The 14,573-nt window shown below is 64.8% G+C and carries 13 protein-coding genes; 4 read left to right on the top strand and 9 right to left on the bottom strand.

Features of this window, described 5'->3' with window-relative positions; genetic code table 11:
- Positions 1–300: 300 nt before the first annotated feature.
- From ABD172_RS12015 to ABD172_RS11995, 5 genes are all read right to left on the bottom strand, one after another.
- Positions 301–1,206, bottom strand: coding sequence for a hypothetical protein (locus ABD172_RS12015; protein WP_344309955.1), 906 nt, complete (start codon positions 1,204–1,206; stop codon positions 301–303).
- Positions 1,207–1,245: 39 nt separating this feature from the next.
- Positions 1,246–1,569 (bottom strand): DUF7701 domain-containing protein, encoded by a 324-nt coding sequence (locus ABD172_RS12010; RefSeq protein WP_344309953.1) that lies wholly within the window; start codon positions 1,567–1,569, stop codon positions 1,246–1,248.
- Positions 1,560–1,994, bottom strand: a complete 435-nt coding sequence (locus ABD172_RS12005) for a RipA family octameric membrane protein (protein ID WP_344309951.1) — start codon at positions 1,992–1,994, stop codon at positions 1,560–1,562. Before ABD172_RS12005 ends, ABD172_RS12010 begins: the two co-directional genes overlap by 10 nt.
- Positions 1,995–2,014: 20 nt before the next feature.
- Positions 2,015–2,395, bottom strand: coding sequence for a TIR domain-containing protein (locus ABD172_RS12000; protein ID WP_344309949.1), 381 nt, complete (start codon positions 2,393–2,395; stop codon positions 2,015–2,017).
- A 363-nt stretch (positions 2,396–2,758) separates the two neighbouring features.
- Positions 2,759–3,565: an APH(3'') family aminoglycoside O-phosphotransferase gene (locus tag ABD172_RS11995; RefSeq protein WP_344309947.1), complete on the bottom strand. Its 807-nt coding sequence runs from the start codon at positions 3,563–3,565 to the stop codon at positions 2,759–2,761.
- A 125-nt stretch (positions 3,566–3,690) separates the two neighbouring features.
- Between ABD172_RS11995 and ABD172_RS11990 the strand changes: the two genes are divergently transcribed.
- Positions 3,691–3,825, top strand: coding sequence for a hypothetical protein (locus ABD172_RS11990; protein ID WP_344309945.1), 135 nt, complete (start codon positions 3,691–3,693; stop codon positions 3,823–3,825).
- 143 nt (positions 3,826–3,968) lie between these two features.
- Here the strand turns inward: ABD172_RS11990 and ABD172_RS11985 are convergent, their stop codons facing one another.
- Complete coding sequence (locus ABD172_RS11985; RefSeq protein WP_344309943.1) at positions 3,969–4,802, bottom strand: SDR family oxidoreductase; 834 nt, start codon at positions 4,800–4,802, stop codon at positions 3,969–3,971.
- A 77-nt stretch (positions 4,803–4,879) separates the two neighbouring features.
- On the opposite strand from ABD172_RS11985, the gene mobF reads away from it, so the two are divergent.
- On the top strand, positions 4,880–8,410 hold the full coding sequence (mobF, locus tag ABD172_RS11980) for a MobF family relaxase (RefSeq protein ID WP_344309957.1): 3,531 nt from the start codon (positions 4,880–4,882) through the stop codon (positions 8,408–8,410).
- Positions 8,411–8,572: 162 nt separating this feature from the next.
- Here the strand turns inward: mobF and ABD172_RS11975 are convergent, their stop codons facing one another.
- Both ABD172_RS11975 and dprA read right to left on the bottom strand, forming a co-directional pair.
- Positions 8,573–10,054: a serine/threonine-protein kinase gene (locus tag ABD172_RS11975; protein ID WP_344309941.1), complete on the bottom strand. Its 1,482-nt coding sequence runs from the start codon at positions 10,052–10,054 to the stop codon at positions 8,573–8,575.
- 79 nt (positions 10,055–10,133) lie between these two features.
- On the bottom strand, positions 10,134–11,147 hold the full coding sequence (gene dprA, locus ABD172_RS11970; RefSeq protein ID WP_344309939.1) for a DNA-processing protein DprA: 1,014 nt from the start codon (positions 11,145–11,147) through the stop codon (positions 10,134–10,136).
- A gap of 209 nt (positions 11,148–11,356) precedes the next feature.
- Here dprA and ABD172_RS11965 point away from each other — a divergent pair, with 209 nt between their 5' ends.
- Both ABD172_RS11965 and ABD172_RS11960 read left to right on the top strand, forming a co-directional pair.
- Positions 11,357–11,728: a sulfate permease gene (locus ABD172_RS11965; RefSeq protein WP_344309937.1), complete on the top strand. Its 372-nt coding sequence runs from the start codon at positions 11,357–11,359 to the stop codon at positions 11,726–11,728.
- A 146-nt stretch (positions 11,729–11,874) separates the two neighbouring features.
- Positions 11,875–13,884, top strand: a complete 2,010-nt coding sequence (locus ABD172_RS11960; protein ID WP_344309935.1) for an AAA family ATPase — start codon at positions 11,875–11,877, stop codon at positions 13,882–13,884.
- A gap of 9 nt (positions 13,885–13,893) precedes the next feature.
- Here ABD172_RS11960 and ABD172_RS11955 read toward each other — a convergent pair whose 3' ends face one another.
- Positions 13,894–14,220: a hypothetical protein gene (locus ABD172_RS11955; RefSeq protein ID WP_344309933.1), complete on the bottom strand. Its 327-nt coding sequence runs from the start codon at positions 14,218–14,220 to the stop codon at positions 13,894–13,896.
- Positions 14,221–14,573 lie beyond the last annotated feature (353 nt).

Below are 14,573 nucleotides of genomic sequence, written 5' to 3'. Positions count from 1 at the left end.
GGAGACGCGGGCCATGGTGGATTCGCTGACACACTAAAACTGTGCAACTCAGGCTATACGCAACCGGGAGAGCTAGGACCATACTCAGATTTCGAACTTGGCATGCTCAACGGGAAACTTTCTGCCTTGCGATGGGTCCTTGGCAGCGAGTGGGATTTTCTCGACACCTAGCGCCACCCGTGCGCATGCTCAGGTATCCCCGCGTTGCGAAATGCAAGCGCCATTCATCGAGCTCAAGATGCAGTCGCCATGAGCACCTAAACCGCGGCGATGGGACACGATCGGTGTTGCTGTCCGAGGTCAGAACGGGTATTGAACTTGAGGGCTCGCTCGCGACGGCTCGGCGAACTGGTCATCGCTGAGAGAGGGTGAACTACGGCCGTACTCAGGGTCGTCGTAGACAGCGAATCCACCTGGTTCCGACGCCGAGGCCACGAATCGGTAGACAGGGCTTACGAGCACGCAAGCTGGGAGTATGAAGTGCTTGACGAAAGGAATGGCCTCAGCATCACGGCGCACATAGGAGCGTCCGATTGGCCCCGGAAAGTAGTTCTCATCTCGGCCATGAGGGCTGAAGATTCGCTGGACCAGCTCGCATAACAGAACGACAGCGGCCAGTGCGGCGTCGCGCGCGTCACCGCTGTCGAGATCAGAGCGATAGTGCACCGCTGCGTGCCTCATGCGCATGAGACGTAAGTAGTCACGGGCGGTCTCTTCGTCGAGAACACCCCACTCCTTTAGCGTCCGCACGCACTTTTGCCAGTCATCGAGAGACTTCTTTCCAGCAACGTGTTTAGTCGCTGGATGCGAAGAGTAGTCGTCTCGCAATGTCAGAACTAGCTGATTCAATATTCGTTCACCAAGGCCGCAGGCCCCCAGAAGCGCTGAGTAGTAGCTCCCTGAGACGAAGGCGTTGCGCACCTGCGCTAGATAGAAATTGTGAAGCGCCACAACCGACCAGGGTGCCACACCAAGATCGGTGAAATCGCGAATCTTCTGCTCGAAGTCTTCGATGCCGAACTGGTAGATGATCGCTTCTTTCACATGCGATTGGTTAGTTCGCCACTGCTTCTGTATCTGCTCTTCCCAATCATCTTTGATCTCAGTCGTCAGCGTGTGAGCGCGTGTATCGAAAGTGATGGCGGCGGGCGTGAACCTACGCGAGTCATCACCGTCACCGCGCTGCCGTCCGATCTCTACTTTCACGGCACGTGACGATGGCGGGCGTGCAGCACTTCCCATAGATCAACGCACTCCTGTGCCGTCGAACGACTGACTATTCAGCCCTCGCGCCACGGCTGCTATCGCTCGCGCGTAAGGACCATCCTCCGATCGCTTCGCAGGATCGAGCGAAGAGAAGGGCACGAGGGCATCGTGCTTAGGATTGATCGTCGCCATCCATACAGACCAAGCGTCGTGGACGTCTTCAAGCGAGACGTCCACGCCCTTCACCAGTACAAGCAACGCATACAGACGATAGAGAGCCCAAGCGTCGTCGTCGGGTCGCTGTTCCGGATCCAGTGTTGCCTCGATGAGCGCGGCGATCTCGTCGATATAGTTCAGAGCCATACGATCACCGCCAGCGCTAGGTTTATCAGCAGAAACACGATCGGGACGATTCTCTCGACTGTGCCCAGCTCGGCGTAGCGAGGACGCCATCTGGCGATCGGATCACTCTTCAGTTGATTCCACTCGTCCAAGAACGGACGCACCTCGAAGTACTCTTCCTCAATTGCATTGATGACAGCAAACTTCGCCTTGTTCAAGTCGCGGTAACTTTTCAGTTGGAGCCACCAGGTCACACTTGTGACGACGCCGACAACGCAAAGAAGAAAAGACAAGAACGGCTCGATAGAGCCTTGTGATCCTACTGCTTGAACTAAAGCAGGAGCGCCAAGAAGGACCGACTGCAGGGTCAGGTAGAACTGATTAGCATGGCCACGCCGAGCGGAGACTCGATCGGCCATCTCGACAGCCAACTTGTAGAGCTCCACTGTGTCGTGAGTGGGTTCCTTCATCGATTGCCAGCGATCAGCAGTTTCAGATTGTCCCAAGTCCAGTCATAGAGCTTGTCGGTCGCCAAGGCTGCCGTAGGCCGCTGACACGTCACGTTGTAGCCCTTCAGGAGAAAGTACGGCGTACCCTCGTCGCGGGCGATCTCGATCTCAGCACTCACGCCTGTCGCGCTAGCAGTGTGCTGACCGCAGAGAACGATGACCTGGTCACAGCGGCGGATACGACGACGCGCGTCCTCTCGCCACGTCGGACTCGCAGTCTTCACTGACCAGTCGGCCACCTCGAACGGGCTATCTGGCAGTCGCGCCTGACCGATGAGCAGGTCCTTCAGGCGCGCATCGTGGTCGTAATCGAAGCTGACAAACACATCCTGCGCCATGCTCTACTCCTCTATATAGCGAGCGCAGCACAGATAACTGGCTTACCGCTCGTGCCGTGTGTCCGTAGTCACGTCTCCATCCTACGACCGAGGCGGAACGAGGTCCGCGCGACACGACCACCATGCGACGAGCCACGATCATCGCCGCGCGCACCTTCGATGCATGACGGTCTCGATGCGGGTGATGTCGGCCGGGGATGGCTACAAGTACCTGCTGCGCACGATCGCGGCCGCGGACGGCGACCGTGAGCTGTCCACGCCGCTGACGAGGTACTACGTGGAGGCCGGAACCCCGTGGGGGAGTAAGAGTAGTCCGGTCTTGATCGGCTTCTTTCTGCGGATTCAGCGTACGCCGAGCACGGTCTACCAGGTCAGCGGGTCGAGTCGGAGGTAGAAGTCCAGGCGATCGGGGTCGAGGGTGATGCCGTACCGGGAGGCGAAGTCGTGATCCGCTCGTTGGGCGGTGTCCTCGTCGGGCCAGGTCTCTCGGGCGTTCGCCAGCAGCAGTGCGATGTCGGCATACGGGTCTGCCTGTCCGAGCCGGCCGAGGTCGATGAGCCCGGCCACGAGCGAGGTAGCGGGGTCGATGAGGATGTTGGGGAGGCAGAAGTCTCCGTGGCAGACCACCCTTTCGGCGTCCTCTTGTTCCTGGCGGGATGGAAGGTCGCGTTCCAAGCTTGCGAGGATCACTGCGGGCGGGGTGTCGACGAGGTGCTGGGGAAGGAACTCGGGGTGGACCCGGTTCTCGGCGACGGTCGCGCGGGCCAGCGTCATCATCTCGTCCAGTGTCCTGCCGTACGGGCACGTACTGGCGGGGATGCTGTGCAGCCGGACCAGGGTCTCGGTGATCGACGGCCATGCCTGCGTGAGTTGGGCCGGGTCGAGCCGGTCAGCCGGGACGCCCGCAACTGCGGTGGTGATGAGGCAGGCTCCGTGCTCGGTGGTGCGCCAGTCGAGCACGCTGGGGCCGGGGACTCCGGTGGTCGACAGCCACTCGATCCGATCGCGCTCGTCTTCTAGCGTGCTCGCATCGACGGCGGAGACCACCTTGGCGAACCATTCCTCGGACACGTGACGCAGCACAATCGCGCCTGACTCGCCGTCGGTGACGCGCTTCCACACTGAGCTAGCGGAAAGCAATCCGGTCAGTGGGATCGAGGGAGACGACATGCCTCCATCATCTCGCGTCGACGTCCTTCACGTGCTCTGCGCGGCCCCACGACCAAGGTCGACCAAGCGCACATCCTCGCAACGACGGCAACGCAGCGTGCGTCGTGCGCGCTCACTTTCTGCGCATGACGGTCTCGATACGGGTGGTGAGCGCCGGTGACGGCTACAAGTACCTTCTGCGTTCGGTTGCGGCCGCGGACGCCGACCGCTCGCTCTCGACGCCGCTGGCCCGCTACTCGGCAGAGGAAAGTACCCCGTAGGGACACAAACGTAGCTCCGTCTGCTTCGGTGTTCTAGCGCCGTTTCAGCGTAGTTTACGTCGTAGTTCCGTCATCTGCCTTGCTGCGACTACTCGATGAGCTTGCCGTCCTGTACCAGAGCAGACGCATGCGGACTCGGCCGATCATTCGCCGCGCGGACGCCAGCGGCCAAAGCCTCCTTCGGTGTTGATGATCTGCCCTGTGATCCAGGACGCCTCATCGGTGGTCAGCCAGGCGATGAGCCGCGCCGGGTCGTCGGGGCACCCGTACCGGCCGAACGGAAACATCGGCTCCACCACTTTCCACATCTCCTCGGTGAGATAGCCGGTGTCGACGGGGCCGGGGTTGACCGTGTTCACCCGGATGCCGCGATCGGCGAGTTGGTCGGCGATGGTTGTGGTCACTCCGGCCAGTGCCGCTTTCGCCGCCGCGTAGGCCACCTCGCCGGGCATAGGCCCCAAACCCTGCCCGGAGGTGAGGAACACGATCGAGGCGGAACGGCTGTCGTCGTGCTGTGCGGCGAAGGCCTGAGCCAGCAGGATCGATGCGCGCGCATCTACCGCCCAGTGGCGGTCCAGGTCCGCAGCACTCAGTTCGCCGATCGGCCCGTCTGAACCCGTCAACGCCTGATTACAGATCAACCCATCGACACGCCCGAACTCCTCGACAGCCGCCGTGATCACCCGGTCCGACGCGTCGGACTCGGTGAGATCAGCATGAAAGTCAGCCACCCGCGCATCACCGACCAGGTGAGACCGGACTCCGTCGAACACGGCGTCGAGATCGTCAACGCCCCAGTCCTGTTCGGCGTCGTGGGGTGAGAAGTGATGACAGAACACGCTCGCCCCGTAGGCCGCCAACCGGCACGCGGTGGCGTAGCCGATCCCTGCGCGACGACTGACCCCGGTCACCACGACAGACTTACCGCTCAGCGGTAGCGGGTCACGCGCCAGCGAATTTGCACCGTCACTACTCATACGTTCCAGTAGAACAGAATCCGGGAGCCGCCTCCCAGCGCGACCTTGTCGTGCACCTCTCCAGCGTGACGGTCTCCATGCGGGTCATGAGCGCCGGTGACGGCTACAAGTACCTCCTGCGCACGGTAGCCGCCGCGGACGGCGACCGCTCGCTCTCGACACCTCTGACCCGCTACTACGCGGAGGAAGGCACACCACCGGGCCAGTGGCTCGGGTCTGGCATCGCCTCACTCGGGAGAGGACAGCTCGCGGTCGGTGATCGGGTGTCGGAGGCCCAGCTCCAGCTCTTGATGGGCATCGGTCGTGATCCGATCACCGGCGACCCGCTCGGGCACGCGTTCCCTGCCTACAAGTCAATGCCGGAGCGGATCGAGGCCCGCATCGCTGACCTCGACCCATCGCTGAGTCCGGGCGCGAAGGGTGAGGCGGTCGCGGAGATTGACGCCGAGGAGACCCAGCGCGGCAGGCGTCGGGCGGTCGCTGGGTTCGACTTCACCTTCTCGATCCCGAAGTCCGCCTCGGCGTTGTGGGCGGTCGCCGACGCCGGCACCCAAGCGCTGATCGGGGAGGCGCATCATGCGGCGGTTGCAGAGGTGGTTGCGTTCATGGAGCGCGAGGTTGCAGCTACACGCTCCGGTGCAACCGCCGGTGACGGGGCCGTTGCGCAGGTGGACGTCACCGGGTTGGTGGCGACGGCGTTCGATCACTTCGACTCCCGCGCCGGCGACCCCCATCTGCACACCCACGTCGTGATCTCCAACAAGGTGCAGACCGCGTTCGACGGCAAGTGGCGGTCTCTGGATGGTCGGCCGATGCATGCCGCCGTGGTCGCCCTGTCGGAGCTGCACGAGGCGGTGTTCGCCGACCACATGACGCGCACCTTCGGCGTCGAATGGGAAGCCCGAGACATGGGCCGGGACAGGAACCCGGCCTGGGCGATCAGCACCGTGCCGGAGGAGTTGGTCCAGGAGTTCTCCACCCGTGCCCGGCACATCAACGCCGAGAAGGACAGACTCATCGCCGAGTACGTCGCCCGGCACGGCCGCCAACCATCCACCGCCACGATCATCAAGCTCCGCGCCCAAGCCACCCTCGCCACACGCCCCGAGAAGCAGGTCCGATCGCTGGCCGACCTCACTGCCGAGTGGCGCACCCGCGCCACCGGGGTGCTCGGTCAAGACGCCACCGGATGGGCACGCACGATCACCGACAACGACAAGCCGCTGCTGCTGCGTGCCGACGATGTGCCGCTGGATGCTATTGGCGAACTCGGTGCCTCGGTGGTCGGGGTGGTGGGTGAGAAGCGCTCGACGTGGCGGCGGTGGAACCTGATGGCCGAGGCGTCCCGGCAGACGATGGGCTGGCGCTTCGCCACCATGCAAGACCGGGAAGCGGTCGTGGGGATGATCGCCGACGCTGCGGAGTCCGTGTCCCTGCAGTTGACGCCGCCCGACCCCGCCACATCGCCCGTGGTGTTCCGGCGGGTGGACGGAACGAGCGTGTTCCGCCCGAAGCACTCGACGGTGTTCTCCTCCGAGCTACTGCTCGCTGCGGAGGACCGGCTGCTGAACCGCTCCCGCACCATGACCGCACCGACCGTCGCGCTTCGCACGGTCGAGAAGATCACCGCACGGCCCGATGCCGAGGGGCGGATGCTCGGTGAGGATCAGGCCGACGCGCTCATGAAGATCGCCGTCTCTGGCCGGATGCTCGACGTGCTCCTCGGACCGGCCGGCGCCGGGAAGACAACAGCAATGTCGGCGTTGCGGCGTGCGTGGGAGAAGGAACACGGCAAGGGCTCGGTCGTCGGGCTAGCGCCCTCCGCGGTCGCGGCGCAGGTCCTCGCAGACGATCTGGGCATTGCGACGGAGAACACGGCGAAGTGGTGGCAGAACCACCTCGTCCACGGCGAAGACTTCGAGGCCGGTCAGCTCGTCATCATCGACGAAGCCTCCCTCGCAGGCTCCCTCTCGTTGGACCGCATCACCCGTCTGGCCGAACGATCTGGGGCGAAGGTGCTACTGGTCGGCGACTTCGCCCAGCTCCAATCCGTGGACGCCGGCGGCGCGTTCGGGCTCCTCGTCGGTGATCGTGACGATGCGCCCGAGCTGGTCGACGTCCACCGGTTCACCCACGCCTGGGAGAAGACCGCATCCCTCGCCCTGCGCCACGGGCGCACGCGGGTGATCGACACCTACCTCGACCACGACCGCATCCACGACGGCGACGGCGAGGCAATGACCGACGCCGCCTACACCGCCTGGCGCGCCGACCGGAACCAGGGCTTGATGTCGGTGCTGGTCGCCGAGACCCGCGACCACGTGAGCGCCCTCAACCAGCGTGCTCGTGCCGATCTGATCCTCGACGGCACGTTGAAGCCGGGCCGAGAGGTCGAGCTGAACAACGGCACCATCGCCGGGGTGGGAGACACGATCATCACACGCCGCAACGACCGCCGCCTACGGTCCGGGAAGACCTGGGTGCGCAACGGCGATGCCTGGACCATCACCGGCGTCCGCGACGACGGGTCGATCACGATCCGCAAGACCGGCCGCCGGTTCGGCGGCTCCATCGTCCTCCCGGCCGCCTATGTGACCGATCACGTTGACCTGGGCTACGCGACCACCGCCCACAGGGCACAAGGGGTCACGGTCGATACCGTGCACGTGCTGGTGGAGCCGACCACGACGCGGGAGAACTTCTACGTTGCGATGACCCGCGGCAAGCACGCCAACAACGCCTACGTGATCCTCGACAGGGCCGACGAGCACACCCACCCGCATCCCGGCGACAACCCCGACGCCACCGGCCGGTCCGTGCTGTTCGGTGTGCTCCAGCACGTCGGTGCGGAGCTGTCTGCGCACGAGACCATCACCGCCGAACAGGAGCATTGGGGTTCGATCGCTCAGCTCGCCGCCGAGTACGAGACCATCGCCGCCGCAGCCCAACACGACCGCTGGGCCACCCTCATCCGTGCCTCTGGTCTGACTGTCGACCAGGCCGACACCGCGATCGAGTCCGAGGCGTTCGGGGCACTCACCGCCGAGCTGCGCCGCGCCGAGGCCAACCACCACGACCTCGACACCTTGCTTCCGCGCCTGGTGGCCGCGCGCGGGTTTACTGATGCCGACGACATCGCCTCCGTGCTGCACTACCGCGTTGCGCGCGCCACAGCACGCCCGGCTGGCTCGGGCCGCACCCGCAAGACGCCACGGCTGATCGCCGGACTGATCCCGGCTGCGGACGGCCCGATGGCAAGCGATATGCGGCAGGCACTCGATGAGCGGCGCGAGCTGATCGAGGGCCGCGCGGACGCGGTACTTGACACCGCGCGCGAAGCCGCGGAGCCCTGGACGCGGCCACTCGGTGAGCCATCGCGTGACCCCCGCAAGGCAGCGGCATGGCGCCGGCACGCCCTCACCGTCGCCGCCTACCGCGACCGATATGGACTCAGCGAGGACATGCCCCTTGGCCCGGTGCCGGATAACTCGGCGCAGAAGATCGACCGCACCAGAGCCGAGACCGCGCTCCGCCAGCTCGCCGATCAGCACGAACACCGCCAGCAACACCGACCGCCAGCCCCGACCCGGCAGGGGCCGAGCCTGTGAGACTCACGGCTGCCGGGAGCCGCCACGAGGTGCTCATCGCCGACGACCGATCTATGCCTGCTGCGCCGTAGTCGCCGAGCACCTTTCGTCAGTCTGTTCGGGTTCTCCTGCGTGACCGTGCGACCCCGGCCGCCCGTCAGCCGTTGAAGTTGCTGTCGAGGATCATCCGCGCCGCCAAGAACGTCCGGGCTGCTTGTCCGGCATCGTGGAAGGTCGGGCGAGGCGGTGCTCGGCAGCGTCGGCAAACCAGCCGATCCAACGGTCGAGAAACTCGGTGGGGTCCGCGCGATCCAACTCTTCGACAGGCCACGCGAGCTGCATCGTGCCGATGACGTTCTGGAAGGCGACCTGTCCTTCTGCGGGCGAGCACGAGTACGGTTCAACCGATGGATGGCCGCTGCTGAACGGTGAATCCATGAACGCTGTTTCGTACCAGGCAAAGCGGCCTTGCTCGTGGGCATCGCAGAACCACAGCGAGTGACTGCGGCCTTCCCAACCCATTCGGTTTCGGCCTCCCAAGTTGACTGCGATGTTCGCGAACGCGATGACGTTGAACGGGCCCTGCCAAGCGGGTGACGGTTGCGGCCGACTGACGCCGAGTTTGGCTCCGGAAAGCTCGGCCACGAACCGCATCTTTCCGCGGCCCGCGTCGACCTCGATCGTGGCGGTGGGAGCGTTGTCCTCGATGGCCTGCAACAGTGGCTGCGAGAACGACTCGAATGACTGCTCGGCCGCCGCGAACATCTGTGCGCGGCGCTCAGATTCTTCGCGCTGCTCCACCTCATGCGCATGGCTCTGCGCTCTGCGCTGCACTTCCGCGTGGCTCACCTGTGCAAGCCGCGATAGTCCCGGACGGGAAGGTTCCTCGGCAGCGGTAGCCAGCCGGGCCAGGACATTGGTGGCGTTGGGTCGTGCTTGAGGTGCCTTGTAGAGGCACTCTTCGGTGAGTATCCGAAGCCGTGCGGTCCCCGTAGTGAGCGGAGGAGGGCTGGCCGTGAGGTGCTGCTCTCTGTAACTCGCAGGGTCCGGGCCGTCGAACGGGAGTGCGCCAGACAACAACTGGAACGCGATGACACCGAAGGCGTAGATGTCAGTTGCGCTGGTCGCGCGCTCACTTCTCCACTGTTCCGGGGCCCCATAAGGGGGCGTGAGACTGAACTTGCGCGTATCGTCGGCGGTCGTCGCTTCGGCATATCTCGCGATGCCGAAATCCGCGACGCACCATGTGCCGTCAAGCAGCAACACGTTCTGTGGCTTCAAGTCCCGATGGACAACAGCACCGTCGATGTCAGAGAGAGCCGTGGCGATATCGCTGAGGATCGACACGACTTCGGAGAGACCCAACGGGGCACGAGCCTCTTCCAAGTGCTGTGCCAGTGACTTATCGGCTCTAGGCATCACCAGAACCCAGGAGTCCTCGTGTTCGCCCCGGTCAATCACCGGCACGACGTTCCGGAACTCCGCAGCGCGAAGAGAGTCGCCGATGAGGAGTTCACGCTCGGCACCCGGCGCCTTGGGAACGAACTTGGCCACCGCTGAGGAGCCGTCGACTGCCTGGACCTCGTACACCGTCCCGAAGCCACCTTCGCCGTCGACCAAGGGCTCGCCCCTCGTCCACGCGCCGCGCTCCAGCTCGATCTTCATGATCTGAGCCTACGGCTGACGCTCTCCATCTCGTGTCGATGGCTGCCGTGGTGCAGCCGCCGTGTTGTCACGCGACGGTTCACAGTGAGGGAGTGTCGCGCCTGATGTCACGGCGTGCATGGGCGCGGGAGAACGCTGAGCCGAGAGGTGACCGCTGCGGACTCTCGTGGAGGGCTTCGTGCATCTGGAGCATGTTGGTGATCTGTCCGGCTTCGGTGACGATCCGTGCCCGACCGTCACCGATGAGTTGGTGGGGGCCGGTGCTGGCGGCGCTGGTCACCGGGCCGGGGACCGCACCGACGTTGCGACCCAAGTCGTACGCCTGCCGGGCAGTGTGCAGCGCGCCGGAGCGGACCCCGGCCTCGACCACGATGGTCGTGTTCGACAGGGCGGCCAGGAGCCGGCCGCGCGCGAGGAACCGGTGCCGGGTGGGCGTCGAACCCGGTGGCGTCTCGCTGACGAGCAGCCCCACGCCGGCGATCCGGTCGAGCAGGTCGCGGTGCCCTGCGGGGTAGGGACGGTCGACGCCGCCGGCAAGGACAGCAATCGTGTCCCCACCGGCGGCCAGAGCGGCGCGGTGGGCGGCGCCCTCGATCCCGTACGCGCCGCCGGCGACGACCACCCGCCCGTCCCGCGCCAGATCGGTGGCGAACTCCGCGGCGACGCGCTCACCGTAGGAGGTCGCCGCCCGGGAACCAGTGATCGTCAGCAGGTCCGTGAACGGACGTGACAAGAACGACGCCGCCCCGCGCGTCCACAACACGAACGGCTCCCGCTCACCCAGATCGGTCAGCACGGCAGGCCAGTCCCGGTCGCCGGGGATCACCACGCCGATCCCGGCCGCTCCAACGTGGCGGAGGCGTCCGGCCAGCTCATCGGGCCGGGCCGCCGTGGTGAGCCGGTCACGCCAGACCCGCGCATCGACACGGCCCAGGCCCGGCAGCTTTCCGCCGCCATCGAGCAGCCCCACCGTCTTCACGGCGCCGAGCCGGCCCAGCAGCCGCCCGGTCACCGCATCGTCGGGTTCGGTCAGCATCGACAACACCATCCGCGACGTCCGCTCATCGCGGGCAAGCTCACTGAACGAGGTCATGATCCGGGATCCCCTCTCGGTCGGTCCGTCGCCGAGAAGGTGCGCGCCTACACCGACGCTGGGCGGGGTTCCGTATGTCCGGGCTCGGGCGTAAAGTACAAACCGAGGCAGGTCCTCCTCGATTGCGGGTCCTTCGGGACGGCCCAGCTTGGGCGTTCATACACGTACTGCCTCCTCGACGGAGAGACACGTGTGACGAGAGGCCCGCCATGATCCGCCTGATCTGGACGCTCAGCGCCCACACCCGCTACTACTTGCGCCGCTACATGCCGACCAACCGGCTGCTCGACGCGATCCGATGCCGACCCAACCTGAAGTGGGGCATCCCCGCGATGCTCCTCGCCGTGCCCTACCTGCTGATCGCGAGCGTCTGCACCAACGCCCTCGCCGACGGTGCACCAGACTGGCTGCATCTGGTCGTGCTGTGGGCGGTGTGGAACGCGATGAAGTTCATCATCATCGGACCAGTCAGCCTCATCCTCTTGATCCGCGCTCGGACCCAGGAAGCCATCGCCCGGCACCGCGTCTCTGCTGGTCGGGCGGTCAAGCCGTTTCAGGGGGCCTCCGTCGTCCGAAGGTGACAGTCGCGTCACGGGCACGGCGAGTGACCCTCGGGCGGTTGCCTCCCTCGGGTCGACGCTTGCCTGCGGCGTGGCAGAGGTCTCTCCCTGGTCGCCGCGTGACACGATGAGTTTGTGTCGAAAGTTGAACGAGAGGAGCGACACCGATGCGGTTGTCGACCGTCGAGTTCAATGGCTACAAACGCCTCGATCAGACCTCGTGCAACGTCGACGGCCACACGATCGCGTTCATCGGTCCCAATGAGTCCGGCAAGAGCAGCGTCCTCCAGGGCCTGGCGTGGCTGACGGACGACGATCGCGACGATCCCGCACTGTCTCTACGCGAGCAGAATCGCCGGACACGGCCAGACTCGGACACCCTCGTCGTGCGCGCACGCTACCGACTCGACCCTGACGACCTGGAAGCTCTACGCAACCTCAACATCGACCCCAGCGCACCGATAGATGCCAAGACGGTAACCGAGTTCCGATTCTCCCGACGAAAGGACGGCGGGCACGTCACCGGGCTCTCCACGACCGTCGCCCGGAACCGCGTCCCGTTCACGAAGGCATTCGACGCTTTGTCAAAGGTCGAGCTCGCCCGCGCTGACGCCCTTGGGCTGCTCGACGAGCACGATGTGGACGACCTCGAAGCCGTTGTCCGTGAGGCGCAAGTGGCTATCGACCCGGATGACCTGGATTGGAATACGGAACGGGTTGCTGGTTGCCAAGAGGCACTTACTCGCCTTCAGACGGTGATCGAACAGATCAACCAGATCGATGTGCGTTCGGCAAAGCTGACAAAGATTCGTCGGAACGGGGAGAAGGCCATCCCGCTCCTCCGGGCGGCCGCTGAGGCAGGTGAACTGGCCGATCCGGCCGACAGCATGCGAGGTCTACTCGCCACGAGGGTCCCGAAGTTCGTTCTGTTCAGTGACAACGACCGCGACCTGGCTGAGTCATACAACCTGAGTGACGAAGCGGTACGTTCACAACCACCAGCACCGCTTCGGAACCTTCTCACCGTCGCAGGAACTACCGCCGAGGAAGTATGGAGCGCCATAGCCAGCGGCGATCCTGCGACGATGCGAACCCTGGGACGTCGCATGAACGAGACACTGAGTCGCCGTCTCGAACCGATGTGGACTCAGTCGAAGCTCACAATCGAACTCGCACTGAACCAAGGTGGGATTCTCGAAGTCAACATCCACGAGCTGGACAGCCCGGACTACACAGTCACTCCGATCGCCGAACGAAGTGACGGCTTGCGCACGTTCCTTGGCCTGGTGTGCTTCCTGATCGCCGCCGACCTGGAAATCCCTCCCGTTCTCATGATTGATGAGGCCGAACGCAACCTCCACTATGACGCCCAGGCCGACCTCGTGCGGGTGCTGACGCGAGAACTACAGGTCCACAAGGTCATCTACACCACGCACTCTCCTGGCTGTCTGCCGCTCGACCTCGGAACAGGTATCAGGGTGGTGGCGCGGAGGCCCGACGACCTAGCCATCAGCACTCTTGAGAACAACTTCTGGACTAAGGAGGAGCCAGGCTTCTCGCACCTGCTGTTCGCGATGGGCGCCGAAGCTGCTGCGTTCTCAGCGTTCCGGCGAGCCGTCCTGGCGGAGGGAGTGAGCGAGATGATCCTGCTCCCTACGCTGCTCAGGAACGCCACAGACGGATCGCAACTCGACTTCCAGGTGGCATTCGGGCTCTCGAATCTCTCAGCCCCACGGGCAATCAGCTCCGTGGCGCTCATCACCACGTTCCTCGTGGACGGAGACAAGTCGGGCGACGACAAGAGTAAGCAACTCGTCGCAGCCGGAGTGCCCAAGGGTCACGTCTTTCAACTGCCGAAAGGAAAAGCGATCGAAGACCTTGTGGACCGTGCGACGTATCTACGCACGGTCAACGAGTTCCTGGCCGAGCAGGACAGGAGCATCCCTGCGGGCGCGCTGGCGAACAACACGACAATCGCCAAGGCCGTGGATGACTACGCGAAGACTCACTTCTCCATGCCGGGCGGCGTCAGCCACAAGATCATCGCTACCCGCCTCGCGCTTCTGGGTGAGGACCTACCTCTCAACGCGGTCGGTCGGCGATTCCTCTCTGGCCTGAGAACGAAACTCGAAGACGCCTTCAAGCACGCGTACGTGCTCACGCAGGAGAACGACTGACGAGGCGGATCACACCGTCGCTCGCACCCGACATCCGCTCGGACGGATCGCGACTCCGTGGGCCGCAAGGGCACGACGCACCCCCTGCTGGCTGACCCCGAACCGCAACCCCACCTCCAGCAGCGTCATGCCTCCGTCGTACAGCTCGACCGCTTCGGCGAGATGGCACTCATCGAGCCCCCGCCGGCGTATCGGGACCGACCGGCGGACGAGGTGCGCCGCCGCTGTGCGGCGATGAATGCTGAACCGCTCACCGAGTTCTACCAGGGTCGCGCCCGCCTCGTACAGGGCCACAAGTTCATCTACCTGCGCCGGGCTCAGAAAGGTTTGAGCCATCCCAACCGCACGCACCATCCGGCCCCGCGAGTCCACCACAGACGGCTCCAACGGTCTCCGACTCCGCCGGTAAACGCCCCGCGACCTGCGCGAAGCCACGGTTTTCAAGGCCGGGCAGAGGTTCTCGAACTCTCTACGGAGGTCCACACTTGTGAAGTCCCGGGGCACCACTCCCATGGTGTCCCGGGACTTCGTCGTCTCCGCGGGCGGCCTCGGGTTAATACCCAAAATGTGTGTACCGCCCGGGTGTGCCACCGAGTCCGGCCACCCCGGCGTTACCGACTTACGTGGCCGTCCTCCCGACGGATGTGCGCGTCGTTCCCTCATGTGGTCGTCGGTGGAGGGAATCAGCT

The organism is Brevibacterium samyangense, from assembly GCF_039529845.1.
GTDB lineage: Bacteria > Actinomycetota > Actinomycetes > Actinomycetales > Brevibacteriaceae > Brevibacterium > Brevibacterium samyangense.
This window is presented reverse-complemented; position numbering and strand designations above follow the sequence as displayed.